Source organism: Pseudomonas sp. LBUM1666 (assembly GCF_059695775.1).
The window spans coordinates 5,519,413-5,541,038 of record NZ_CP166789.1 but is presented as its reverse complement, the minus strand read 5'-3'; the positions used below and the strand labels follow the sequence as shown (position 1 = coordinate 5,541,038).

Below are 21,626 nucleotides of genomic sequence, written 5' to 3'. Positions count from 1 at the left end.
CATGTTTACCGGCATCATCGAATCCATCGGCAGTATTCGTGCATTGACCCCAAAAGGCGGAGATGTGCGGGTACACGTAGAAACCGGCAAGCTCGACCTGAGCGACGTCAAACTGGGTGACAGCATCGCGGTCAACGGCGTGTGCCTGACTGCGGTTGAGTTACCAGGCAACGGCTTTGCGGCGGACGTCAGTCGCGAAACCCTCGACTGCACCGCCATGAATGATCTGAAAAGTGGCAGCCCGGTCAACCTGGAAAAAGCCCTGACCCCGACCACTCGCCTCGGCGGGCATCTGGTCAGCGGCCATGTCGATGGCGTGGGTGAAGTGGTTGCCCGTACCGAGAATGCTCGCGCTGTAGAGTTCCGTATCCGCGCGCCGAAAGAGCTGGCCAAGTACATCGCCCATAAAGGCTCGATCACCGTCGACGGCACCAGCCTGACCGTGAACGCGGTCGATGGCGCCGAGTTCTTGCTGACGATCATTCCGCACACCCTGAGCGAAACCATCATGGCGTCGTACCAGCCAGGTCGCCGGGTGAACCTCGAAGTTGACTTGCTGGCACGTTATCTGGAACGCCTGTTGTTGGGCGATAAGGCCGCAGAGCCTACGTCCAGTAACATCACCGAAAGCTTTCTGGCCGCCAACGGCTACCTCAAATCCTGACCCAAGGGGGTGCCTTGTGGCGCTCAATAGCATCGAAGAACTGGTTGAAGACATCCGCCAAGGCAAGATGGTCATCCTCATGGATGACGAAGACCGCGAGAACGAAGGCGACCTGATCATGGCCGCCGAGTGCTGCCAGCCTGAACACATCAACTTCATGGCCAAGCACGCCCGTGGCCTGATCTGCATGCCGATGAGCCGCGAGCGCTGCGAACTGCTGAAGCTGCCCTTGATGGCACCGCGCAACGGTTCCGGCTTCGGCACCAAGTTCACCGTGTCCATCGAAGCAGCCACCGGCGTGACCACCGGCATCTCCGCCGCCGACCGTGCGCGTACCGTGCAGGCCGCTGCCGCAAAAGACGCCAAGGCTGAAGACATCGTCAGCCCCGGCCACATCTTCCCGCTGATGGCTCAGGCTGGCGGCACCCTGGCCCGTGCCGGCCACACCGAAGCGGCCTGCGACCTGGCGCGCATGGCCGGTTTCGAACCGAGCGGCGTGATCTGCGAAGTGATGAACGACGACGGCACCATGTCCCGCCGCGCGGAACTGGAAGCTTTCGCTGCCGAACACAACATCAAGATCGGCACCATCGCCGACCTGATTCACTACCGGATGATCCACGAACGTACCGTTCAGCGGATTGCCGAGCAGCCGCTGGACAGCGAACTGGGCCAATTCAACCTGGTGACCTATCGTGATTCCGTGGAAGGCGACGTGCACATGGCCCTGACCCTGGGCACCGTGTGCGCCGAAGAGCCGACCCTGGTTCGGGTGCACAACATGGACCCCCTGCGCGACCTGTTGATGGTCAAGCAGCCTGGCCGCTGGAGCCTGCGCGCCGCGATGGCTGCGGTTGCCGAGGCTGGCAGCGGTGTCGTGCTGTTGCTCGGTCACCCGCTCGATGGCGACGTGTTGCTGGCACATATCCGCGAAACCGCGGAGCACGTTCCGGCGAAAAAACCGACCACCTACAGCATCGTTGGTGCCGGTTCGCAGATCCTCCGGGACCTGGGCGTGCGCAAAATGCGCCTGATGAGTGCGCCAATGAAATTTAATGCGATATCCGGTTTCGATCTGGAAGTTGTAGAATACGTGCCCTCCGAATAATGACCGGTTGTTTCCAGTCCTTGATTCGCGGTTAACACATCACTGAGGGACGCGTAGAAAACGCGTCCCGGCTCTTTAAGAGATCTAACGAATGACCCTGAAGACCATCGAAGGTACCTTCATCGCCCCTAAAGGCCGCTACGCTTTGGTAGTAGGCCGTTTCAACAGCTTCGTCGTTGAAAGTCTGGTCAGCGGTGCAGTTGATGCCCTGGTTCGCCACGGCGTGAGCGAAAGCGACATCACCATCATCCGCGCACCTGGCGCCTTCGAAATCCCGCTGGTTGCGCAGAAAGTCGCTCAGAAGGGCGAATACGCGGCAATCATCGCCCTGGGCGCGGTCATTCGTGGCGGTACTCCGCACTTCGAATACGTGGCTGGCGAATGCACCAAGGGCCTGTCCCAGGTGTCCATGGAGTTCGGCGTTCCGGTCGCGTTCGGCGTACTGACCGTTGATTCCATCGAGCAAGCCATTGAACGTTCCGGCACCAAGGCCGGTAACAAAGGTGCTGAAGCTGCCCTGTCCGCTCTGGAAATGGTCAGCCTGCTGGCGCAGTTGGAGGCCAAGTGATTAGCGACGAAAGCGATCGTTTCAACCCGCGCGATCCAAAGCCTGCGGATGCCGGCAAGCCATCGAAAAGCGTCAAGCGTCGCGAAGCCCGTCAGCTCGCGACTCAGGCGCTGTACCAGTGGCACATGGCCAAGCAATCTTTGAACGAGATCGAAGCGCAGTTTCGGGTCGATAACGATTTCAGCGATGTCGATGCCGCTTACTTTCACGACATCCTGCACGGCGTTCCGGCTCACAAGCCTGAGATCGACGCTGCACTGACGCCGTGCCTGGACATCACGATCGAAGAGCTGGACCCGGTTGAACTGGCCGTTCTGCGCCTGTCGACCTGGGAACTGCTCAAGCGCGTCGACGTGCCGTACCGCGTTGTGATCAACGAAGGTATCGAGCTGGCGAAAGTCTTCGGTTCCACCGACGGCCACAAGTTCGTCAACGGTGTACTCGACAAACTGGCCCCGCGTCTGCGTGAAGCTGAAGTGAAGGCGTTCAAGCGCTAATCGGCGCTTGAATTTGCGATGGGCGAGTTTGAGCTGATCCGCAATTTCTTCGCCGCCGCGCCCTGTGCGCAGGGCGGCGAAGGCGTTGCCCTCGGGATCGGTGATGACTGCGCCTTGCTGGCTGTTCCCCCCGGGGAGCAGTTGGCCATTTCCACCGACACACTCGTTGCCGGTGTGCATTTCGCAGATCCCTGCGACCCGTTTCTGCTCGGTCAGCGTTCGCTGGCCGTGGCCGTCAGCGATCTGGCTGCCATGGGCGCCACTCCCGTTGCCTTTACCCTTGCCCTGACCTTGCCGACGGTGACCGCCGATTGGCTGGACGCCTACGCCCGTGGTTTGAACATCATGGCACAGCGCTGTGGTGTGGCGCTGGTGGGCGGTGATACCACCCGTGGGCCATTGAGCCTGACCATGACCGTGCTCGGTCGTGTGCCGACAGGTCTGGCGTTGACCCGCAGCGGTGCGCAGCCTGGCGACTTGCTGTGCGTTGGCGGTGAGCTTGGTAACGCGGCGGGAGCATTACCGCTGGTGCTCGGCCAGCGGGAGGCTGAAACCGCCATCGCCGATCCGCTGCTGGCACATTACTGGTCGCCGCAGCCGCAACTCGCGTTGGGCCAGGCGCTGCGCGGCAAAGCCACCTCGGCGCTGGACATCTCCGACGGCCTGCTCGCGGACTGCGGACATATTGCCCTCGCATCGAAGGTCGGCATTCAGGTTGAACGGGACACGCTGCCACTGTCGAACGCTTTAGTCGCGTTCCTCGGCCAGTCGGGTGCCGAAAAAGCGGCCCTGAGCGGCGGTGATGATTACGTGCTGGCCTTTACCTTGCCGTCCGTCGAGTTGCCGAAATTGGTGGCCGATGGCTGGCCGATCCATGTGGTCGGGCGTGTTGTGACGGGGCAGGGCGTAGTGCTGCTGGACGCCGACGGACAAGACATCACCCCGCAAGCCCGGGGTTATCAACATTTTCGGGAGACACCGTGACAGATCATCCCAAACAGGTCCCTGCGGAATTCGTACCGCCCTCGGTCTGGCGCAATCCGTGGCATTTCCTGGCGTTCGGCTTTGGCTCGGGCACCTTGCCAAAAGCACCGGGCACCTGGGGTTCGTTAGTTGCGCTACCCTTTATCCCGTTGTGGCAGATGCTGCCCGATTGGGGTTATTGGCTGATGCTCGGCATCACCATGCTGTTTGGCTTCTGGCTGTGCGGCAAGGTCGCCGACGATTTGCGGGTGCACGACCACGAAGGCATCGTCTGGGACGAAATGGTCGGGATGTGGATCACCCTGTGGCTGGTGCCGGAAGGTTGGTACTGGTTGCTGGCGGGGTTTCTGATGTTCCGTTTCTTCGACATCCTCAAGCCGTGGCCGATTCGCTGGATCGACCGGCATGTGCATGGCGGCGTCGGGATCATGCTCGATGATGTATTGGCCGGGGTGTTTGCGTGGTTGGCGATGCAGGGGCTGGTATGGATTTTTGCCTGACGGGCAAAACAGGGGACTAGGGATGGCTCGACGCTGGTTGGCTGTGATGATTTTCGCGATGTTTTGCTCGCTCGCCCAGGCGAGTGACGAGGGCACAATGCCGTCGGTGATTCATCTGGCCAGCGAAGACTGGGAAGACTACACCGCCGCCGATGGCCACGGTCTGGGCTGGGACGTGTTGCGGGAAGTCTTCGAGCCGGCGGGGGTCAAACTGGACATCCGCAGCGAACCCTACGTGCGCTCCATGGGCCTGGCCCAGCGCGGCGAAGTGGATGCCTGTGTCGGCTCCTATCTTGATGAGTCCAGCGATCTGCTCTATCCGCGCTGGAACTTCGATACCGATCACATCTATGCCTTGGGCCTGGCCAGCAACCCCGCACCGACCCCGGAAACCCTGGGCAACTATCGACTGGCCTGGGTCCGTGGCTACGACTATCAGGATTACCTGCCCAACGTACGCCGCTATAACGAAGTCATGCGGCGTACCGGGATTTTGTCGATGTTGACCCGCAACCGCGCCGACTTTTACATCGACGCACTGACCGAGGTCGACTATGTCCTCAGGTGGGCCAAGGATCCGTCGCAGTTCCGTCGCACCCACATCGCGGAATTGCCGCTGTATCTGTGCTTTGCCAAGACCCCCAAGGCCCGAGCGCTGATGGCGCTGTTCGATCAGCGCATGGAGCAACTGGTGAAAAACGGCCAGCTGAAACCGATCTTCGAGCGCTGGAAACAACCCTATCCATTCGACTCAAACTGAACACAAACCTTGTGGCTGGAGACGATCCACTGTGGGAGCGAGCTTGCTCGCGATGACGGTGTGTCAGTCAGCATTTTGGTAGCAGACAGTCCGCCATCGCGAGCAAGCTCGCTCCCACAGGGGGCTGGGGCGGGCCGGATATCTAACTTTTTGATTGTTATGCCCCATAATTCAGCCTAAGCGTCTGTCGGAACGTGCTGTTACAATGCCGCGTCTGCGAATCTCCAGTACTTATTGATCAGGAGCACACCGGTGCCTGTCGTTTTTGTCGCCGCTTCCAAGCTGCCAACGCCTTTTGCGCAATTCACCATGCACGGCTTTCTCGATGAAGAAAACGGGCGCGAGCACGTGGTGCTGAGCCTGGGTGAGTTCGTTGACGGTGCCCCGGTACTCGGCCGGTTGCACTCCGAATGCCTGACCGGCGATGCCTTGTTCAGCCAGCGTTGCGACTGCGGCTCGCAGCTCGAGGCCGCCTTGCAGGCCATCGCCCGTGAAGGCCGTGGCGTGTTGCTGTACTTGCGTCAAGAGGGCCGTGGCATTGGCCTGCTGAACAAGATCCGCGCCTATGAATTGCAGGATGGCGGCGCCGATACTGTTGAAGCCAACGAGCGTCTGGGTTTTGCCGCCGACCAACGTGACTACGCCATGTGCCTGCCGATGCTGGAGCACCTGGGCGTGAAATCCCTGCGTTTGATGACCAACAACCCACGCAAGGTCAAAGCCTTGACCGACATGGGCATCGTGGTCGCCGAGCGCGTGCCGCTGCACACCGGCCACAATCCGCACAACAAACTCTACCTGGCCACCAAGGCCAGCAAGCTCGACCACATGATGGGCAACGAGCACCAGGGTGAGGCTGACCGGGCGTGACCCGCGGTCAGGTTCGGCGGCGACTGTCCGTCAATTGGTGGCAATACCTGGCGCTGGCCTTGGTGCCGCTGTTCGTGATCAATGGCGTGTTTGGCCAGAGCGAGGCGATCCTGCCGGTGCTGGCGATGCCGTTGTTCATCGCCGGTGTGGCGTCGATGTTTGTCAGCCTGAAATTCTTTGGCGGCTACAAACACGCGTTGATCGCCACTCAAAAAGCCCTCGACACCCCTGAAGAACCTGCTGCCTGGATCGCCCTGGCTGCCAAGCGTCGCACGGCATTCCTGGCTGCCGGCCTGCCGGCCTGGATCGGCGCGCTGGCGGTATTCGTCGGCCTCGAAGCCGTGCCGTTGATGCTGTTGTCGCTGTCGACCCTGGTGCTGTTTTATCTCTACCGTATTCCGCGTCAACTCGGCTGATGCGGCCCGTCTGGCTGGCGGTTTTGCTGCTGGCCGCCAGTGGCCCGGCGGCTGCGGTCGAACGCGTTGTCAGCCTCGCACCATCGCTCTCTGAAATCGTTGTTGAGCTGGGTTCAGCCGACCTGCTGGTGGGTGTGCTGGATGCCGGTGAGCGTCCTGCCGAGCTCAAAAACCTTCCTTCGGTTGGCCGCTATGGTCAGCTGGACATGGAACAGCTGCTCAGTCTCAAGCCCGATCTGCTGTTGCTCTGGCCCGGCAGCGTTGGCCCGGCCCAGCGTGAACAGCTCAAGCGGTTGAACATCCCGACCTACGTTGCTGACCCCCACAACCTCGAACAACTCACTTCGCAGATCGAGGCGATTGCCTCACAGCTCGGCCGTCCGGAGCGTGGCGTTTCTTTAGCTGAGAAGTTGCGTCAGCAACTGGATTCGCTGCGCCAGCGTTATCGTCGGGATGTGCCATTGCGGGTGTTTTATCAGGTCTGGGATCGGCCGCTGTACACCGTTGGTGGCGGGCAGGTCATCAGCGATGCGCTTGAGGTGTGCGGGGCGCGCAATGTGTTTGCCGACCTGACCTTGCCGGCGCCGCAGGTCAGTATTGAGGCGGTATTGCAGCGTAATCCAGGCGTGATTTTGGCCAGTGATCAGGCACAGCTCGATGCGTGGAAAGCCTGGCCGCAAGTGGCGGCAGTGGCGCAGGGGCACTTGCTGCTGGTGACGGATAAGGGGCTGGAGCGGCCGAGTGGACAGATGATCGAAGCGACGGCCCAGTTGTGCCAGTTGATCGCGCCTGACCGCTGACCGCTGACCGCTCAGAGCTCCGGCGTCCAGGTCACCCCAAACATCCACGCCCGACCTTCCTCGCGATACCCATACTGACTGCCGTCATGGCTGTACAGCGCCCGGCTATAACCCTTGTCCAACAGGTTATCGACCTTCAGCTCAAGCTTGATCTCACGATTCAATTCCCAGCTACTGCGCAACCCCAGCAGCGCGTACCCGCCCAACGGCTGCTGATTGTTCTCATCGTCATAGCTGCTGCTCACCGCTTGCCAGCTGGCGCCGAGCCCTAGCCGGTCGAACTGCCGATCCAGATCCAGGCTCAAGGTCCTCCGTGCGCGCCGAGCCAGGGTGTGGCCGCTGTCGCGGTCCCGCGGGTCGATGATCGCCACGCCGAGGTTGCTCTGCCAGCCGAACAGTTCCTGTTTCAAAGCCGCTTCGAAACCATTGATGCGTGCCGAGGCGACGTTCTGCGGGCGGTTGTTGCTGCCGACGATAATCGCGTCTTCCAGATCGGTGCGGTACAGCGACGCTTCCAGGCGACTGGTGTCGGTCAACTGACTGCGCCATTGCAGCTCATAGCTTTTCGACGTCTCGGGCTTCAGATCCGGATTACTGAAATCGGGGTAATACAGATCATTGAACGTCGGGGCGCGGAAGCCTTCGCTGTAGGTCAGCAGCACATCGTTGTCCGGATTCAGCGGCAGGGTGAAGGTGCCGCTCCAGCTGTTCTGGCCGCCGAACTGCTGGTTCTGATCGCGGCGCAGGCCCAGTTCGGTGGAAAAGCTGTCCGCCTGGTAATGATGCTGAATGAACGCCGCACGGTTCCAGCGGCTGTCCTCGTCGAATGGCGTGCTGCTGTTGATCCGGTCCTCGTACCAGTCGCCGCCGAGGATCAGGCTGTTGCGCTCGTCGAGGGTCAGGTCGTTCTGCCAGTTCACCGAGTCGCGATACGTGTTGAACACGCTGCGCTCAGTGCTGAGCGTGTCGAGTGTCTTCTCGCGGTTTTCGCTGTGGCCGAACTCGACGCGGGTTTTCCACAGGTCGTTGATACGCGCATCGACGTAACTGCTGACGCTGCTCACCGCGAAGTCGCTGTAGGGCTGCTGCTGGACTGACTCGAACGTGTCCATGTCGAAGCGCCCGAACGGATTGTCGAACTCACTTTTGCCACGGTTATCGAGCAGGTTGGCGCCGATTTCGATGTCATCGGTGAGGGCGTGGCTCAGGCTCAAACTCATCGATTTGTTGCGGTACTCGTCATGATCGCCATCTCTGGGATACGACTCGCGGGTGCGATTGATTCCGGCGGTTTCATCGAGGCTGGCGCCGAGGTTGAATCGGGTCTGCTCGTCGCCGCCGGACAGCCCAAGGCTGCGTTCCCAGGTCTGGTTGCTGCCAAAGCCCACGTGCATTCGCGGTTGCAGGCCTTGCTCGCCGCCGCGACGAGTGAAGATCTGAATCACCCCGCCAATCGCATCGCTGCCATAAATCACCGAGCGGGAACCACGCAGCACTTCCACGCGCTCAACCTGTTCGATGTTGATGTGTTGCAGGTTGCTGTCGCCGGAGGTGGCGTTGCCGATGCGCTGGCCGTCGACCAGCACCAGGCTTTGGGCCGACTTGGTGCCGCGAATGTAAATCCCCGGCAGACTGCCGCGCCCGCCGGTTTGCCCGACTTGCACACCCGGCACACGACGTAGCAAATCAGTGACGCTACTCGGTTGCAGGCGCTCGATGTCTTCGCGGGTGAACACGGTGTTGGCGGCGCTGCTGTCATTGCGCGCTTCGACCTGACGGTTGGCGCTGATCAGCACGTCGGGAAGCTTCAGGGCCTGGTCGCGTTCGAAGGTGTCGGCCAGCAGTTGGCCCGACGGCAGAAGGGTCAGCGTCAGGGCGAGGGGGGAGAGTTTCATCGGCAGTCCGTTGGCGCTTTTAAGCGAACACAAATTTTGAAAGGCACAGAAAACCAATGTGGGAGCGAGCCTGCTCGCGATGAGGGTGTGTCAGTCAAAGAAGAGGTGACTGTCAGACCGCTATCGCGAGCAGGCTCGCTCCCACAAAGGGTTTTGCATTTATTCAGATGTTCAGCAGTTGCAGACGCTCACGAACCGAAGCTTCGATCCCGGCCTCATCCAGCCCGCACTCGGCCAGCATTTGCGCAGGCTTGGCGTGCTCGACGTAACTGTCCGGCAAGCCCAGGTGCAGCATCGACTTGAGGATGTTTTCGCGGGCGAGAAACTCGCTGACTGCGCCACCGGCACCGCCCATGATCGCGTTCTCTTCGATGGTCACCAGCAGCTCATGGCTGCCGGCGATCTCGCGAACCAGTGCTTCATCAAGCGGTTTGACGAAACGCATGTCGACCACGGTGGCATCCAGCCTCTCGGCGACTTTCAGCGCCTCGGCCAGTTGCACGCCGAACACCAGCAGAGCGACTTTGCTGCCCTGACGACGAACCACACCCTTGCCGATTTCGATCGGCTCGAGGTTTTTCTCGATCGTCGCGTTCGGGCCAGAGCCGCGCGGATAACGCACCGCCGCCGGGCCGTTGAACAGGTGGCCGGTGGTGAGCATTTTGCGCAGTTCGTTTTCGTCGCTCGGGGTCATCACCAGCATGCCGGGGATGCAGCGCAGGAACGACAGGTCGAAGCTGCCCGCGTGAGTCGGGCCGTCTTCGCCGACCAGACCGGCGCGGTCGATGGCGAACAGGACGTCGAGGTTTTGCACCGCGACGTCATGAATCAATTGGTCGTAGCCACGTTGCAGGAACGTCGAATAAATCGCCACCACCGGTTTTGCACCTTCGCAGGCCATGCCGGCAGCGAGGGTCACAGCGTGTTGCTCGGCAATCGCCACATCGAAATAGCGCAGCGGGAAACGCTCGCTGAAGGCCACCAGATCGGAGCCTTCTTTCATCGCCGGGGTGATCCCGACAAGACGCGGATCGGACGCGGCCATGTCGCACAGCCATTCGCCGAACACGCCGGAATACTTCGGCCCGCCAGCTTTCTTCGGCGCGGCGGCCGGAGCGTTCAGCGGTTCGAGTTTGGTGATCGCGTGGTAGCCGATCGGGTCGACTTCTGCCGGGGCGAAACCTTTGCCTTTCTTGGTGACGACGTGCAGGAACTGCGGGCCTTTCAGATCGCGCATGTTGCGCAGGGTGGCGATCAGGGTCGGCAGGTCGTGGCCATCGATCGGGCCGATGTAGTTCCAGCCCAGCTCTTCAAACAGCGTGCCGGGGACCAGCATGCCTTTTGCGTATTCTTCGGTGCGACGGGCGATTTCCCAAGCGCCGGGCAGGCGCGACAGAACCTTTTTGCTGCCTTCGCGCATGCTCGCGTAAGTGCGGCTGGAAAGGATTTTCGCAAGATAGTTCGACAGCCCGCCGACATTGCGCGAGATCGACATGTCGTTGTCGTTGAGGATCACCAGCATGTTGGCGTTCACTTCCGGCGCATGGTTCAGCGCCTCGAACGCCATGCCGGCGGTCAGTGCGCCATCGCCGATCACGGCAATCGCCTTGCGATCACTGTTTTGCAGGCGGGCGGCAATGGCCATGCCCAGCGCTGCGCTGATCGAGGTGCTGGAGTGGCCGACGCCAAAGGTGTCGTACTCGCTCTCGGAACGACGCGGGAAAGCCGCGACGCCGTCCTTTTGGCGCAGGGTGCCCATGCGCTCGCGACGACCGGTGAGGATTTTGTGCGGATAGGCCTGATGACCCACGTCCCACACCAGCCGGTCGTCCGGGGTGTCGAACACGTAATGCAACGCGATGGTCAGCTCGATGACGCCCAGGCCGGCACCGAAATGCCCGCCGGTCTGTCCGACCGTGTAGAGCAATTCCAGGCGCAACTCATCGGCCAGGGTTTCCAGCTCGGCTTCGCCTAACCGGCGCAGGCCGTCCGGCGTGTTGGCACGGTCGAGCAGGGGCGTGGTCGGGCGCTTGCGGGGAATCTCATGAAACGTCGTGGGCATCAGGCGAATCGTTATAGGTATAAAAGATGCGGCAGTTTACCTGATGCATCGCCCCCTGCCCACGCGTTGGTATTTTTTGGCGGATACGCCGTCAGCTGCGCCGATCGACGATATAACGGGCAAGATCGCGCAACGGCTCGGCTGCCGCGTCAAACGGTCGCAGCGCATGCAGGGCCTGATCGCGTAGCTCCAGGGCGTAAGTCTTGGCCGCGTCGAGGCCGAGCAGGGCCGGGTAGGTTGGCTTGTCGCGTGCGATGTCGGCGCCCTGGCGTTTGCCGAGGGTTTCGGTATCGCTTTCGACGTCGAGAATGTCGTCCTGCACCTGGAACGCCAGGCCGATGGCCTGTGCATAAGTCTGCAAGGACTTCAGTTCGTCCCTCTCGGCACGGCCGCTGGCCAGGGCGCCGAGTTTGACGCTGACCTCGATCAGCGCGCCGGTCTTGTGCCGGTGCATGTATTCGAGGGCTTTTTGATCGAGTTTCAGACCGACCGAACCGAGGTCAATGGCTTGACCGCCGACCATGCCTGCCGGGCCCGCGGCCAATGCGAGAGCACTGACCATTTGCAGGCGGATTTCAGCGTCCGAGGTGCTCAGGCGCGGGTCGAGCAGGGCGCTGAAGGCCAGACTCTGCAAACCGTCACCGGCCAGAATCGCGCAAGCTTCATCAAATTTTTTGTGGGTGGTCGGCTGGCCGCGACGCAGATCGTCGTCGTCCATGGCCGGCAAATCGTCATGCACCAGGGAATAAGCGTGAATCAGCTCCACCGCGCACGCCGCGCCGTTGGCTTGTTCAGCCTTGCCGCCCAGCGCTTCGCACGCGGCGTAGGCCAGCAGCGGGCGGACCCGTTTGCCGCCATTCATCACGCTGTAGCGCATGGCTTCGTACAGGCGCGCGAGCTCAGGGCTCGGCGCGTTGAACAGGGTTTCCAGTGCAGCATTGACGCGGGCCTGGCTGGTCGCCGAATACGCTGCAATCATTCTGGCTGATCCGCGTCGAAGGGTTCCTCGGCCAGCTCGCCATCACGCTCGAGCAGCACTTGAACCTTTTGCTCGGCCTGGGCCAGCGCCGCCTGGCAATCGCGGGTCAGACCGATGCCTTGCTCGAAAGCCGTCAGCGAATCTTCCAGCGACAATTCGCCGTTCTCCAGACGCTCCACCAGCGTTTGCAGGTCAGCGAGAGATTGTTCGAAATCCAGTGCAGCTTTTTTGCGGGCCATGGCGGCTATTTCCGGTTGACGTTAAACCGGCGCGACACTAGCAGACATGGGGGTTATGGGCAAATGAGCGGGGCATTTCGGCCACTGGTGTCAGCTGCTACAGATCATCTTTTGGTTTATTTAAAGGGTTGAGTCATTGGGATAATTGATCCGGTACCGAGTACTGCGCCCTCCACCTGGCAGGCGTTCCAGGCAGCCCTTCTCCAGCAGTTCGGCCAGATGACGGGTCGCGGTGGCTTTCGAAACCTTGGCGACTGCCTGGTACTGGGCCGCGCTGATGCCCGCCTCGAAACCTCGTTCCCCACCATCGAGCAAGCGATTGAGGACCTTTATCTGGTCAGCCGACAGCGATGACATCCTGTGCGCCTGCCAGAAACGCGTCTTGCCCAGCACGCTCTCGATCCGGCCCATGGCTTGCTGCAAGCTGCGCAGCAGGGTTTGCAGAAACCATTCCAGCCACTCGGTGATATCCAGTGTGGCTTTCTGGCAGGTTTCGAGCACTCGATAATAGCCGGACCGATCTTCGAGAATGCTCGCCGACATGGCATAGAAGCGGATGGCTTGGTCTTCACCCTGAGCCAATGCCAGATCGGCGATCGTTCGCGTCAGGCGACCGTTGCCATCGTCGAAAGGGTGCAGAGTGACAAACCAGAAGTGCGCGATGCCGGCCCGCAGCAATGGATCGAGCCCCGCCTGATTTCGGCTGGCGGTAAACCAGGTGAGGAAGGTGTCGAGCTGTCGCTCAAGGCCCTGACGAGGCGGGGCTTCGAAGTGAACGGTTGGTCTGTCGAGGCGGCCGGACACCACTTGCATCGGATCATCGCCGCGTAACGCGCCGACACGAATCGGTCGGGCAGCGAGATCGGTCTCTTGCTCGGGAAACAGCCATTCGTGCCAATCGAGTAATCGCTCCAGCGTCAGCGGTTCAGCGAAATGCTGAGTGGCGTCGAGCATCAATTGCGCCAGCCCTTCACTGCGCTGGCTGACATCATTGCCATCGACCAGATCCAGGCCCAGCCGTCGCGCCAATGACGAGCGAACCGAACCTACATTCAGCTGCTCACCCTCAATGGCGGATGAGGTCACGATGTTCTGCAACAGCGCATCCAGTTCGCTTTGAGCGCTCAGCGAACTGCCCACTGAGCTCGCCATGCCCATCAATCGCCCTTGTGCTTGGACACACTCGCGCAAAAACGGCCCCAACCGCTCTGCTTGCCAGTTGAAATTGGGCCAATCGGGCTGCTGCCAGATCCAGTGAGGTGCCATGAACTCGGTGCTCTTGGAGTGGGTGAGCCGAATAGAAATGTTATTCGGCTCATATAGTGAGCCGAATATGACGCCTATTCGGCTCACCGTCCACCTGCCAGCGTGAATCCCACCGCAAAAATAGATGTATCCGATTGTTAAAAAACCGCCGAATGGCTAATCTTCGCGCCTTCTAGGACCCGATAGTCATGGGTCTTTCTGACGAAACGCAGTTTTTGGATCTGTAACGCGCCGAGGATCGGGCGCAAGGTTTCGTTATGCATGGCAGGAGGCGTCACATGCGTTCATTTCTTCTGGTGCTGATGGCGTTGGTCTGCGCGACCGCTGCCAGGGCCGAGCCGACGGCCGAGTTGTCGGAGCCGGTCGGCGGCTGGCGCTACAACGGCCTGCTGGACCGCAGCGAATACCCTCAAGTCGCCTATCCGACGCCGCCCATCGACCGGGGCGTGCAGCGCAATCGCACGATGATCCAAGGCCAGCTCAAGGCCATCGGCACGCAACGCGGGCCTCATACGCTGGCCGTCAACGGCAATCCCCTGAACCTGTACACCGACGACCAAGGGCGTTTCGCCCGGCCGTATGCGTTTGGCGCCGGTTCCAACAGCGTCGAAGTACGCAGTGCTGAAGGCAAATCCCTCAAGCGCGTTCAATTCTATGAAGCCAACAACCTGCGCACGCCGGCACGGATTCGCGTGGTGCTGGGTTGGGACGATCCGAAAGCCGAACTCGATCTGCATATCATTACCCCCGACGGCCAACACGCGTTCTGGGCTCGCCCGGCGATGAGCAACGGCGGCGGGCTGGACCCGGACGGCGTCGATGGCCCCGGCCCGGAAATGTTCACCATGACCGCGCCGATGCATGGCACCTATCTGGTTTACGTGAACTATTGGGGCAACTTCGGCAGCGGCGGCTATAACTTCGATGAGACCAGCAACCAGAACGAGGTGATCACCTCGCAGATCAACCTGGTGCTCAACGAAAACACCGTCGACGAAAAACGCGAGACCTTCATCGTGCCCCTGCGGGCCATCGGTGACCTGCTGCTGGTCAAGACTTTCAACTATTAAGCATCCCGCTCCACGGATGACATCGGGTTTTGTGAACATGAGCGATAACACTGTTTCTCCGGCCGCCGAAACGCCTGCAGCCAAAACTCCTCGCCGCTGGCCGGCGCTGCTGATCGGGCTGGTCCTGGTGGCCAGCGTCGCGGCCGGGTTGGGCTGGTTCATGCACAAACCCAAGGTGCAACCGGCTGCGCTTGCCAGCGACAAACTGGGCATGAGCCGCCCGGACGGTCTGCTCGAAACCCATTCCCTGAGCCAATTGCCCAAGGACTTGCTGACGGTGCCGTTCCTCAGGGAAACCCTGACCGAAGATTTCGTCTTCTATTACGAAGCGCACGCGGATCGCCTCGGCTTGATCGGCAGTCTACGGCGGATCATTTACGAACATGACCTGAAGTTGCAGGACAGTTTGATCGAGCAGCTCTTCGATCAACCAGCGGATGTGGCGTTGTGGCGCGGGGCGGACGGTCGGCTGAAAGACTTTTTGTTGGTGATGGATCGCGGTGGTCTGGCCAAGGTGCTGGAGCCACTGGCGAAAGTGGCGCTGGATGATTCGCAACTGAGCACTGTCGCCACAGTGAAAGTCGGCGCCGATGACGTGACTCTCTATCAACTGACCTATAACAACAGCAAAGCGCTGTTGTTCGCCTCCCATGGCGACAAACTGGTGGTGCTGTCCAACCCGACCAAACTCTATGACGCGGAAAGTGGCCCTTCGGAAGAACCGGGCAGCGTCTCGACCAAGTCCATCGCCGCGTTGCTTAACGGTGACAAACTGTTCCCCGAAGCCTTCGGCCTACCACCGCGCGCGCCTGAAGTGAAACAACGTCTGTCGGTCAATTCCAGCGTTCTGGCGATGGGTTATCAGCGTTTCATCCCGAACTTCGCCGGCCTGCGTTTCGACATGGACGACAAGGGCTGGCACAGCTTCCTCGCTATGGACGAGCTGGACGACCAGCCGGACTTCGATTTCAAGCCGATCTGGCAAGCCATGCCGATGGGCGCCAGTGCCTGTGTCGCCTTGCCGCTCGCCGCCGAACAACAAAAACCGCTGCTGGTGAAACTCGGTGCCGAAGAGTCGGTGGCTCAGGCCCTGACCGAACACATGGCCGGTGCCGCCGGCCTCTGCTGGTACGCCGATTCACGGTTGTACACGCCGTTGCTGGTGGCCAGCCTGAACGATGATGACAGCGCCAAACTCGACGGCGACCTGGGCAGCCTGTTCGGCTCGATGGTCGGTGCCTACGAAGGCAACGTCGAAGAGCACGCGTTTCCGGTGGTCGAGAAGCAGGAAGGCCCAACCCACCAATGGCAGCGTCAGGTCAGCTCCAACTTTGGTCCTTACAAAGCCAAGGATGCCGAGAACCCGGACGCGATCACCGGCAAGGCATTCATGAAAGTCAGCCTGGCGCGCCACGGTTCGACGCTGCTGTTTTCCCTCGACGACAAGCTGGTTGAAAAAGCCCTCGGCACCCTCGACAAACGCTTCCCGCCGATGGCCGACGTGGTGCCGAAAGACCTGCTGATGCCGGTCTACTTCGGCCCGGATTCCATGGCGCAGCTGATGCAACAGGAAACCCTCGACAGCCTGCCGCAGGACATGGAGCCGGTGTTCTACAACGCCGCGCAGACCTACCTGATCCCGAAACTGCGCAAGCTCGGCGGCTACGGCAAATACGCCCTGACCTTGCCGGAAGGCAGCGAACCCGACGGCCACTGGCAATGGCTGCCGCTGGAATGGAAAGCCCTGTGACAGCACTCATCCGAGGCCTCGGCCTGCTGGCGATGTTGCTGGGCACCCGGGCATTTGCCACTGAGGCACCGCCGCTGGATGTGCAGCAATCCCAGGTGTTCCGCGCCTGGTTCGTTCGCATCGCCCAGGAACAACTGACCCAAGGCCCGAGCCCGCGCTGGTATCAGCAGGACTGCGCGGGCCTGGTCCGTTTTGCCGCCAACGAAGCGCTGAAAGTCCACGACGACAAATGGCTGCGCAGCAATGGCCTGTCCAACCGTTACCTGCCGCCAGAGCTGCAACTGAGCGAGGCCCAGCGCGGCCTTGCCCAGCAGTGGCAGCAGGGCGGCGGCAAGGTCGGGCCCTACGTCAACGCGATCAAGTTGATTCAGTTCAACAGCCACCTGGTCGGCCGCGACCTGGCGCAAGCCCGGCCCGGCGACCTGATGTTTTTCGATCAGGGCGACGACCAGCACCTGATGATCTGGATGGGCCGCTACATCGCCTATCACACCGGCACCACCACCCCGACTGACAACGGCATGCGTTCCGCAAGCCTGCAGCAACTCATGACATGGAAGGACACCCGATGGATACCCGACGCAGCCAACCCCAACTTCATCGGCGTCTATCGACTGAACTTTCTCTCCCAATGATCGGTGCCCGCATGTTGCGTTTCCTGCCTCTGCTGTTGGTCCTGCTGCTACCTTTTTCGGCGGTCAATGCCGAAGACACCGTCGAGCCGAGCGGCTACACGCCGGTGGCCGGTGAAAGCTTCTTCCTGCTGGCCGACAGCAGTTTCGCCAGCGACGAGCAGGCGATGGTGCGCCTCGAAGCGCCGGGCCGCGACTATCGCCGGTTCCGCATGGAGCCTTACGGCGGCGCCGACATTCGCGTGTATCGCATCGACAAGCCGCTGGATTTCCTCAAGCGTCAGAAGAATCTGCACCGTGTGGTCAGTGACGGCCAGTTCAAGGGCGAAGGCCTGTCGAACACCCTCGCGTACCTGTGGGACAACTGGTATCGCAAATCCCGTCGGGTGATGCAGCGGGCGTTTTCCTACGAGTCCCGTAAACAAGTCACCGAGGAAGTGCCGGAGCTGAAGATGGGCAGCGCGATTGCTGCACCAACGCCTTACGACGCACAACCGCAATTCGCCCTGATTCCGGGTCTGCCGGTGGTCAGTCAGTTCCGTTATCCGCTGTGGCAAGCCAAACCGATCCAGCCGCCTACCGGTGTGAACCTCGCTGGATCTTCCAGCGAATTCGTCAGCGTCGCACCAGGCAACGTGTACATCCCGTTGGGCAACCTGAAACCGGGTCTGTACCTGGTGGAAGCGCTGATCGGCAAGTACCGCGCGACCACCATGGTCTTTGTCTCCAACACCGTCGCCGTGAGCAAGATTGCCGGTGATGAACTACTGGTCTGGGCCGCGCGCAAACACCAAGGCAGTTCGGTGCCGAAGGTGAATGTGCTGTGGACCGATGGCCTCGGCGTGATGAGCAGCGGCGCCACCGATGCCGATGGTTTGCTGCGTCTGAAACACGTCAGTCCCGAGCGTTCGTTCGTGATTGGCGAGGACGAAGAGGGCGGGGTGTTTGTCTCCGAAAACTTCTATTACGACAGCGAAATCTACGACACCAAACTCTATGCCTTCACCGATCGGCCGCTGTACCGGCCGGGGGATTGGGTGTCGCTGAAAATCGTCGGTCGCGAGTTCAAGAACGCCCGCGACTCGGTGCTGCCGACCGCAGCCGACGTCAACGTGACGGTGCTCGATGCCACTGGCACGGCGCTGCAATCGTTGGCGCTGAAACTCGACTCCAAGGCTGGCACTCAAGGCCGGTTCCAGTTGCCGGACAACGCCGTGGCGGGCGGTTATGAGCTGCGTTTCAGCTACAAGGATCAGGCCTACAGCAGCGCCTTCCGTGTCGCCGAATACATCAAGCCACACTTCGAGATTTCCCTGAACCTGGCCAAGCAGGATTACCGCATCGGCGAACCCGTGAAGGGCAGCCTGGTGCTGCTGTATCCGGACGGCAAACCGGTGGCGAACGCAAAATTGAGCCTGAGCCTGCGCGCCCAGCAATTGTCGATGGTCGACAACGAGCTGCAATACCTCGGGCAATTCCCGGTGGAACTGACCAGCACCGAACTGACCACCGACAGCAAAGGCAACGCGACCCTCGACCTGCCGGCCGCCGAGAAACCGAGCCGCTACATGCTCACCGTGTTCGCCAGCGACGGCGCGGCGTATCGGGTCAAGACCACCAAGGAAATCCTCATCGACCGCGGCGCGGCGAGTTTCAGCCTGCGCGCGCCTCAGCGTTTTAGCGCGGTGGGCGACAAGGTTGCGTTCAGTTATTTGAATGAAGGCGGCAGCGAGCAAAGCAAAGCGGTCACTCCGAGCAGTTATAGCTGGGTGCGTCTGGAGGACCAGAGCATCGGCGAAGGCAAACTCGCCGCGAAAGACAAAGGCTTCACCCTGGCCTTCGACCGTCCGGGTACTTACAACCTGACGTTGAAGGATGACCATGGCCGCGTGGTGGGTGCCACCGGTCATTCGGTCACTGGCGACGGCGTCAAAGCCGTGCCGGGCACCGTGGAAATCGTCCTCGATAAACCCGAGTACAAGGCCGGCGACGAAGCCCTGGCATTGATCACGTTCCCTGAGCCGATCAGCGATGCACTGCTGTCGCTCGAGCGCGACAAGGTCGAGGCCACGGCGCTGCTGTCCAAGGGCGGCGACTGGCTGAAGATGGAAAAACTCAGCGAGACTCAATACCGCGCGCGGATCCCGGTTAAGGACAATTTTGCGCCGAACCTGACGTTCTCCGTGCTCTACACCAAGGGCGGTCAGTACAGCTTCCAGAACGCCGGCATCAAGGTGGTTGCGCCGCAGATCGACGTGGCGATTGCCACGGACAAAGAGGCGTATCAGCCGGGCGATACCGTGTCGGTGGACTTGACCACGCAGTTCGCCGGCAAACCGATCCCGGCACACCTGACGGTCAGCGTGGTCGACGAAATGGTCTACGCGCTGCAACCGGAAGTCGCGCCGACCATCGACCAGTTTTTCTACCACCCGCGCCGCAACAACGTGCGCACCAGCGCCAGTCTGTCGTTCATCAGTTACGACGTGGCATTGCCGGGCAGCCCTGGCGCGCCAGGCAAAGCTAACGGTAGCGAGCGGGGCGTGAAAGTGCTGGAACGGCCGCGTCGTGAAGATATCGACACCGCCGCATGGCAACCGGAATTGATCACCGACGCCAACGGCAAAACCCGCTTCACCTTCAAGATGCCGGACTCGCTGACCCGCTGGCGCATCACCGCCCGGGCCATCGCCGATGACGGTCAGGTCGGGCAGAAGAAGCAATTCGTGCGCTCGGAAAAACCGCTGTACCTGAAGTGGAGCGGCCCAACCAAGTTCCGCAATGGCGACAAACCGGATCTCGGTGTGTTCGCCTTCAGCCAGGCCGAAAAACCGGTCAAGGCTGAGCTGGTCATCCATTACGGCGGCGCCGAACAGCGCGTGCCGGTAACCCTGAATAACGGCATCAACTACATCGCGCTGCCGGCGTTCGCGCTGGCCTCCGGCGAGTGGACCGCCGAGCTGGTGCAGGACGGCAAAACCGCCGACGCCCTGGCCGTGCGCCTGAACGCGACCGGCGAAGGCTGGCAAGTGACCCAAAGTCAAAGCCTGGACGTGGCCAGCGGTGATACGCCGCTGACCTTGCCAGCGGACGCGACGGATATTCGCCTGCGTCTGGATGACAGTCCGCAAGCGCTGTTCCGCTCGGCACTCGACGATCTGTTGAGCTATCCGTACGGAGGCGTCGAACAAACGGCCAGTCGTTTGCTGCCGTTGAGCATCGCGTATCCGACTTTGTCGTCGAATCCGCAGATCCGCGATCGCTTGCGCCTGATCATGCAAAACAGCCGTCTGCGGCTGGTGCAAATGGCCGGGCCTTCGGCGAGCTTCACTTGGTGGGGCATGGACGGTGAACCGGATGCGTTCCTCACGGCATACGCCTATTACGCCGACTGGCACGCCAGCAAAGCGCTGGAACTGAGCCTGCCGCCGGAGCATTGGCAGCGGGTGCTGGAGGTGTATTCGAAGCAGGCGAAAAACACGCCGTTGTTGCAGCGGGCGCTGATTCTGTCGTTTGCCAAGCAGATGCAATTGCCGGTGAACACCTTGCTCAGCGGTTTGATGGATGATCTGGCGACAGCGGGTGAGGGCAATGCGGCGAACCTGATGGACGATGGCGAAGACAGCATTGTCATGAACGATCCTGATTCGGCGCTTGGCTTGGCGGCGGCGCGCACGTTGACTGCCTCTTTGGCGAAGCAATCGAAGGTGAATCTCCCGGATGCTTTCAACCGCCAACTACCCGACGCACAGCAGCGTCTGGCCGTCAGTTCTCAGCCCTTTGCCGAAGCCTTGAACCTGTCGCTGCAAACCTTCGATCAGGCTCGTGCGCATGCCTTGTTGCAACGTTTGCTGCCACAGCAATCGACCCTGGAACGCGCGTTGGCACTGACCTGGTTGCAACGCAGCATCGAACAAGCGTCGCCGACGATTGCACTGGCACCGGGTGAAGGCTGGAAGAAAGAACACAGCGCTACCGGCGAGATGTATTGGACGTGGCAGGGTGCCTCGCCTGTGCCAGCCGTGTTGTCGCTGGCCGGGACACAGGAACGTCCGTTGCGCGCCGCGTTGAGCTACCAAACCAAGCAACCGGCTGTTGATCCGATGGCGGTGACCATCATCCGTCGCCTGTCTCGATTGGTGCCCGGTGACGAAGCGTTCCAATTCAAGCTCGAAGCGGTGGGCAACAAACCGTTGTCCAGTGACGGCCTGTACCTGGACGAAGTGATCATCACCAGCAAAACCGCCAAGCCGTTGCGCTACGGCATGATTGAAGTGCCGCTGCCGCCGGGTGCCGATGTCGAGCGCACGACTTGGGGCATCAAGCTCATGGGCAATGCCGGCACCGAACCGACTGCATTGGAGAAAGCGCGTTTCGAACCGGGGCAAATGGCATATGCCATTCCGGTCGATGCCTTGAGCGGCGAACTGCGCCTGCGTCATCTGGTGCGCTTCTCGCAGAAAGGCCAGTTCAACCTGCCGCCGGTGCGTTTCACTCAGGTCTACGCGCCACAGCACCAAGCCCAGGAACAGAAACCCGCTCTCGGCCAGGTCACGGTCAACTGAC

General features: G+C 61.1%; 19 protein-coding genes. 14 read left to right on the top strand and 5 right to left on the bottom strand.

The genetic code is table 11. The annotated features are described in order from the left end of the window. Position 1: 1 nt before the first annotated feature. From ACA056_RS25565 to ACA056_RS25520, 10 genes are all read left to right on the top strand, one after another. Positions 2-664 carry a riboflavin synthase gene (locus ACA056_RS25565; protein WP_008033746.1) on the top strand — a complete coding sequence of 221 codons (663 nt, stop codon included), beginning with the start codon at positions 2-4 and terminating at the stop codon, positions 662-664. A gap of 16 nt (positions 665-680) precedes the next feature. Further along, a complete protein-coding gene (ribBA, locus tag ACA056_RS25560; protein ID WP_033059428.1) occupies positions 681-1,772 on the top strand; it encodes a bifunctional 3,4-dihydroxy-2-butanone-4-phosphate synthase/GTP cyclohydrolase II in 1,092 nt (363 codons plus the stop codon). A 91-nt stretch (positions 1,773-1,863) separates the two neighbouring features. Further along, positions 1,864-2,340 carry a 6,7-dimethyl-8-ribityllumazine synthase gene (gene ribH / locus ACA056_RS25555; protein ID WP_074871273.1) on the top strand — a complete coding sequence of 159 codons (477 nt, stop codon included), beginning with the start codon at positions 1,864-1,866 and terminating at the stop codon, positions 2,338-2,340. Continuing rightward, on the top strand, positions 2,337-2,837 hold the full coding sequence (gene nusB, locus ACA056_RS25550; protein ID WP_008153530.1) for a transcription antitermination factor NusB: 501 nt from the start codon (positions 2,337-2,339) through the stop codon (positions 2,835-2,837). Before ribH ends, nusB begins: the two co-directional genes overlap by 4 nt. Positions 2,838-2,855: 18 nt before the next feature. Then, positions 2,856-3,821, top strand: a complete 966-nt coding sequence (gene thiL, locus ACA056_RS25545) for a thiamine-phosphate kinase (protein ID WP_497268658.1) — start codon at positions 2,856-2,858, stop codon at positions 3,819-3,821. After that, positions 3,818-4,321 (top strand): phosphatidylglycerophosphatase A family protein, encoded by a 504-nt coding sequence (locus tag ACA056_RS25540; RefSeq protein WP_003228639.1) that lies wholly within the window; start codon positions 3,818-3,820, stop codon positions 4,319-4,321. The genes thiL and ACA056_RS25540 overlap by 4 nt, the downstream gene beginning before the upstream one ends. A gap of 22 nt (positions 4,322-4,343) precedes the next feature. Then, on the top strand, positions 4,344-5,081 hold the full coding sequence (locus ACA056_RS25535) for a substrate-binding periplasmic protein (protein ID WP_497268656.1): 738 nt from the start codon (positions 4,344-4,346) through the stop codon (positions 5,079-5,081). Between the two features lie 252 nt (positions 5,082-5,333). Next, on the top strand, positions 5,334-5,951 hold the full coding sequence (gene ribA / locus ACA056_RS25530; RefSeq protein WP_033059420.1) for a GTP cyclohydrolase II: 618 nt from the start codon (positions 5,334-5,336) through the stop codon (positions 5,949-5,951). Then, positions 5,948-6,367 (top strand): MFS transporter, encoded by a 420-nt coding sequence (locus ACA056_RS25525; RefSeq protein WP_095131408.1) that lies wholly within the window; start codon positions 5,948-5,950, stop codon positions 6,365-6,367. The genes ribA and ACA056_RS25525 overlap by 4 nt, the downstream gene beginning before the upstream one ends. Continuing rightward, on the top strand, positions 6,367-7,167 hold the full coding sequence (locus ACA056_RS25520; protein ID WP_497268653.1) for a cobalamin-binding protein: 801 nt from the start codon (positions 6,367-6,369) through the stop codon (positions 7,165-7,167). Before ACA056_RS25525 ends, ACA056_RS25520 begins: the two co-directional genes overlap by 1 nt. An 11-nt stretch (positions 7,168-7,178) precedes the next feature. Here the strand turns inward: ACA056_RS25520 and ACA056_RS25515 are convergent, their stop codons facing one another. The 5 genes from ACA056_RS25515 to ACA056_RS25495 all read right to left on the bottom strand — a co-directional run bounded on the left by ACA056_RS25515 (position 7,179) and on the right by ACA056_RS25495 (position 13,608). Then, a complete protein-coding gene (locus ACA056_RS25515; protein WP_497268651.1) occupies positions 7,179-9,062 on the bottom strand; it encodes a TonB-dependent receptor domain-containing protein in 1,884 nt (627 codons plus the stop codon). A 163-nt stretch (positions 9,063-9,225) separates the two neighbouring features. After that, positions 9,226-11,124 (bottom strand): 1-deoxy-D-xylulose-5-phosphate synthase, encoded by a 1,899-nt coding sequence (dxs, locus tag ACA056_RS25510; protein ID WP_497268649.1) that lies wholly within the window; start codon positions 11,122-11,124, stop codon positions 9,226-9,228. Positions 11,125-11,215: 91 nt separating this feature from the next. Continuing rightward, positions 11,216-12,103 (bottom strand): (2E,6E)-farnesyl diphosphate synthase, encoded by an 888-nt coding sequence (ispA, locus tag ACA056_RS25505; protein WP_497268647.1) that lies wholly within the window; start codon positions 12,101-12,103, stop codon positions 11,216-11,218. Further along, positions 12,100-12,342: an exodeoxyribonuclease VII small subunit gene (locus tag ACA056_RS25500; protein WP_007894317.1), complete on the bottom strand. Its 243-nt coding sequence runs from the start codon at positions 12,340-12,342 to the stop codon at positions 12,100-12,102. The genes ispA and ACA056_RS25500 overlap by 4 nt, the downstream gene beginning before the upstream one ends. Positions 12,343-12,462: 120 nt before the next feature. Next, entirely contained in the window at positions 12,463-13,608 is a 1,146-nt protein-coding gene (locus tag ACA056_RS25495) for a Fic family protein (RefSeq protein WP_497268645.1), read from the bottom strand. 278 nt (positions 13,609-13,886) lie between these two features. Between ACA056_RS25495 and ACA056_RS25490 the strand changes: the two genes are divergently transcribed. From ACA056_RS25490 to ACA056_RS25475, 4 genes are read left to right on the top strand one after another with little or no spacing between them, the layout of a single operon-like run. After that, entirely contained in the window at positions 13,887-14,678 is a 792-nt protein-coding gene (locus ACA056_RS25490; RefSeq protein ID WP_497268643.1) for a YfaP family protein, read from the top strand. Positions 14,679-14,715: 37 nt separating this feature from the next. Further along, entirely contained in the window at positions 14,716-16,428 is a 1,713-nt protein-coding gene (locus tag ACA056_RS25485) for a DUF2138 domain-containing protein (RefSeq protein WP_497268641.1), read from the top strand. A 32-nt stretch (positions 16,429-16,460) separates the two neighbouring features. Continuing rightward, positions 16,461-17,063, top strand: coding sequence for a DUF1175 domain-containing protein (locus ACA056_RS25480; RefSeq protein WP_224789262.1), 603 nt, complete (start codon positions 16,461-16,463; stop codon positions 17,061-17,063). Next, complete coding sequence (locus tag ACA056_RS25475; RefSeq protein ID WP_497268639.1) at positions 17,060-21,625, top strand: alpha-2-macroglobulin family protein; 4,566 nt, start codon at positions 17,060-17,062, stop codon at positions 21,623-21,625. The genes ACA056_RS25480 and ACA056_RS25475 overlap by 4 nt, the downstream gene beginning before the upstream one ends. Position 21,626: the final 1 nt, after the last annotated feature.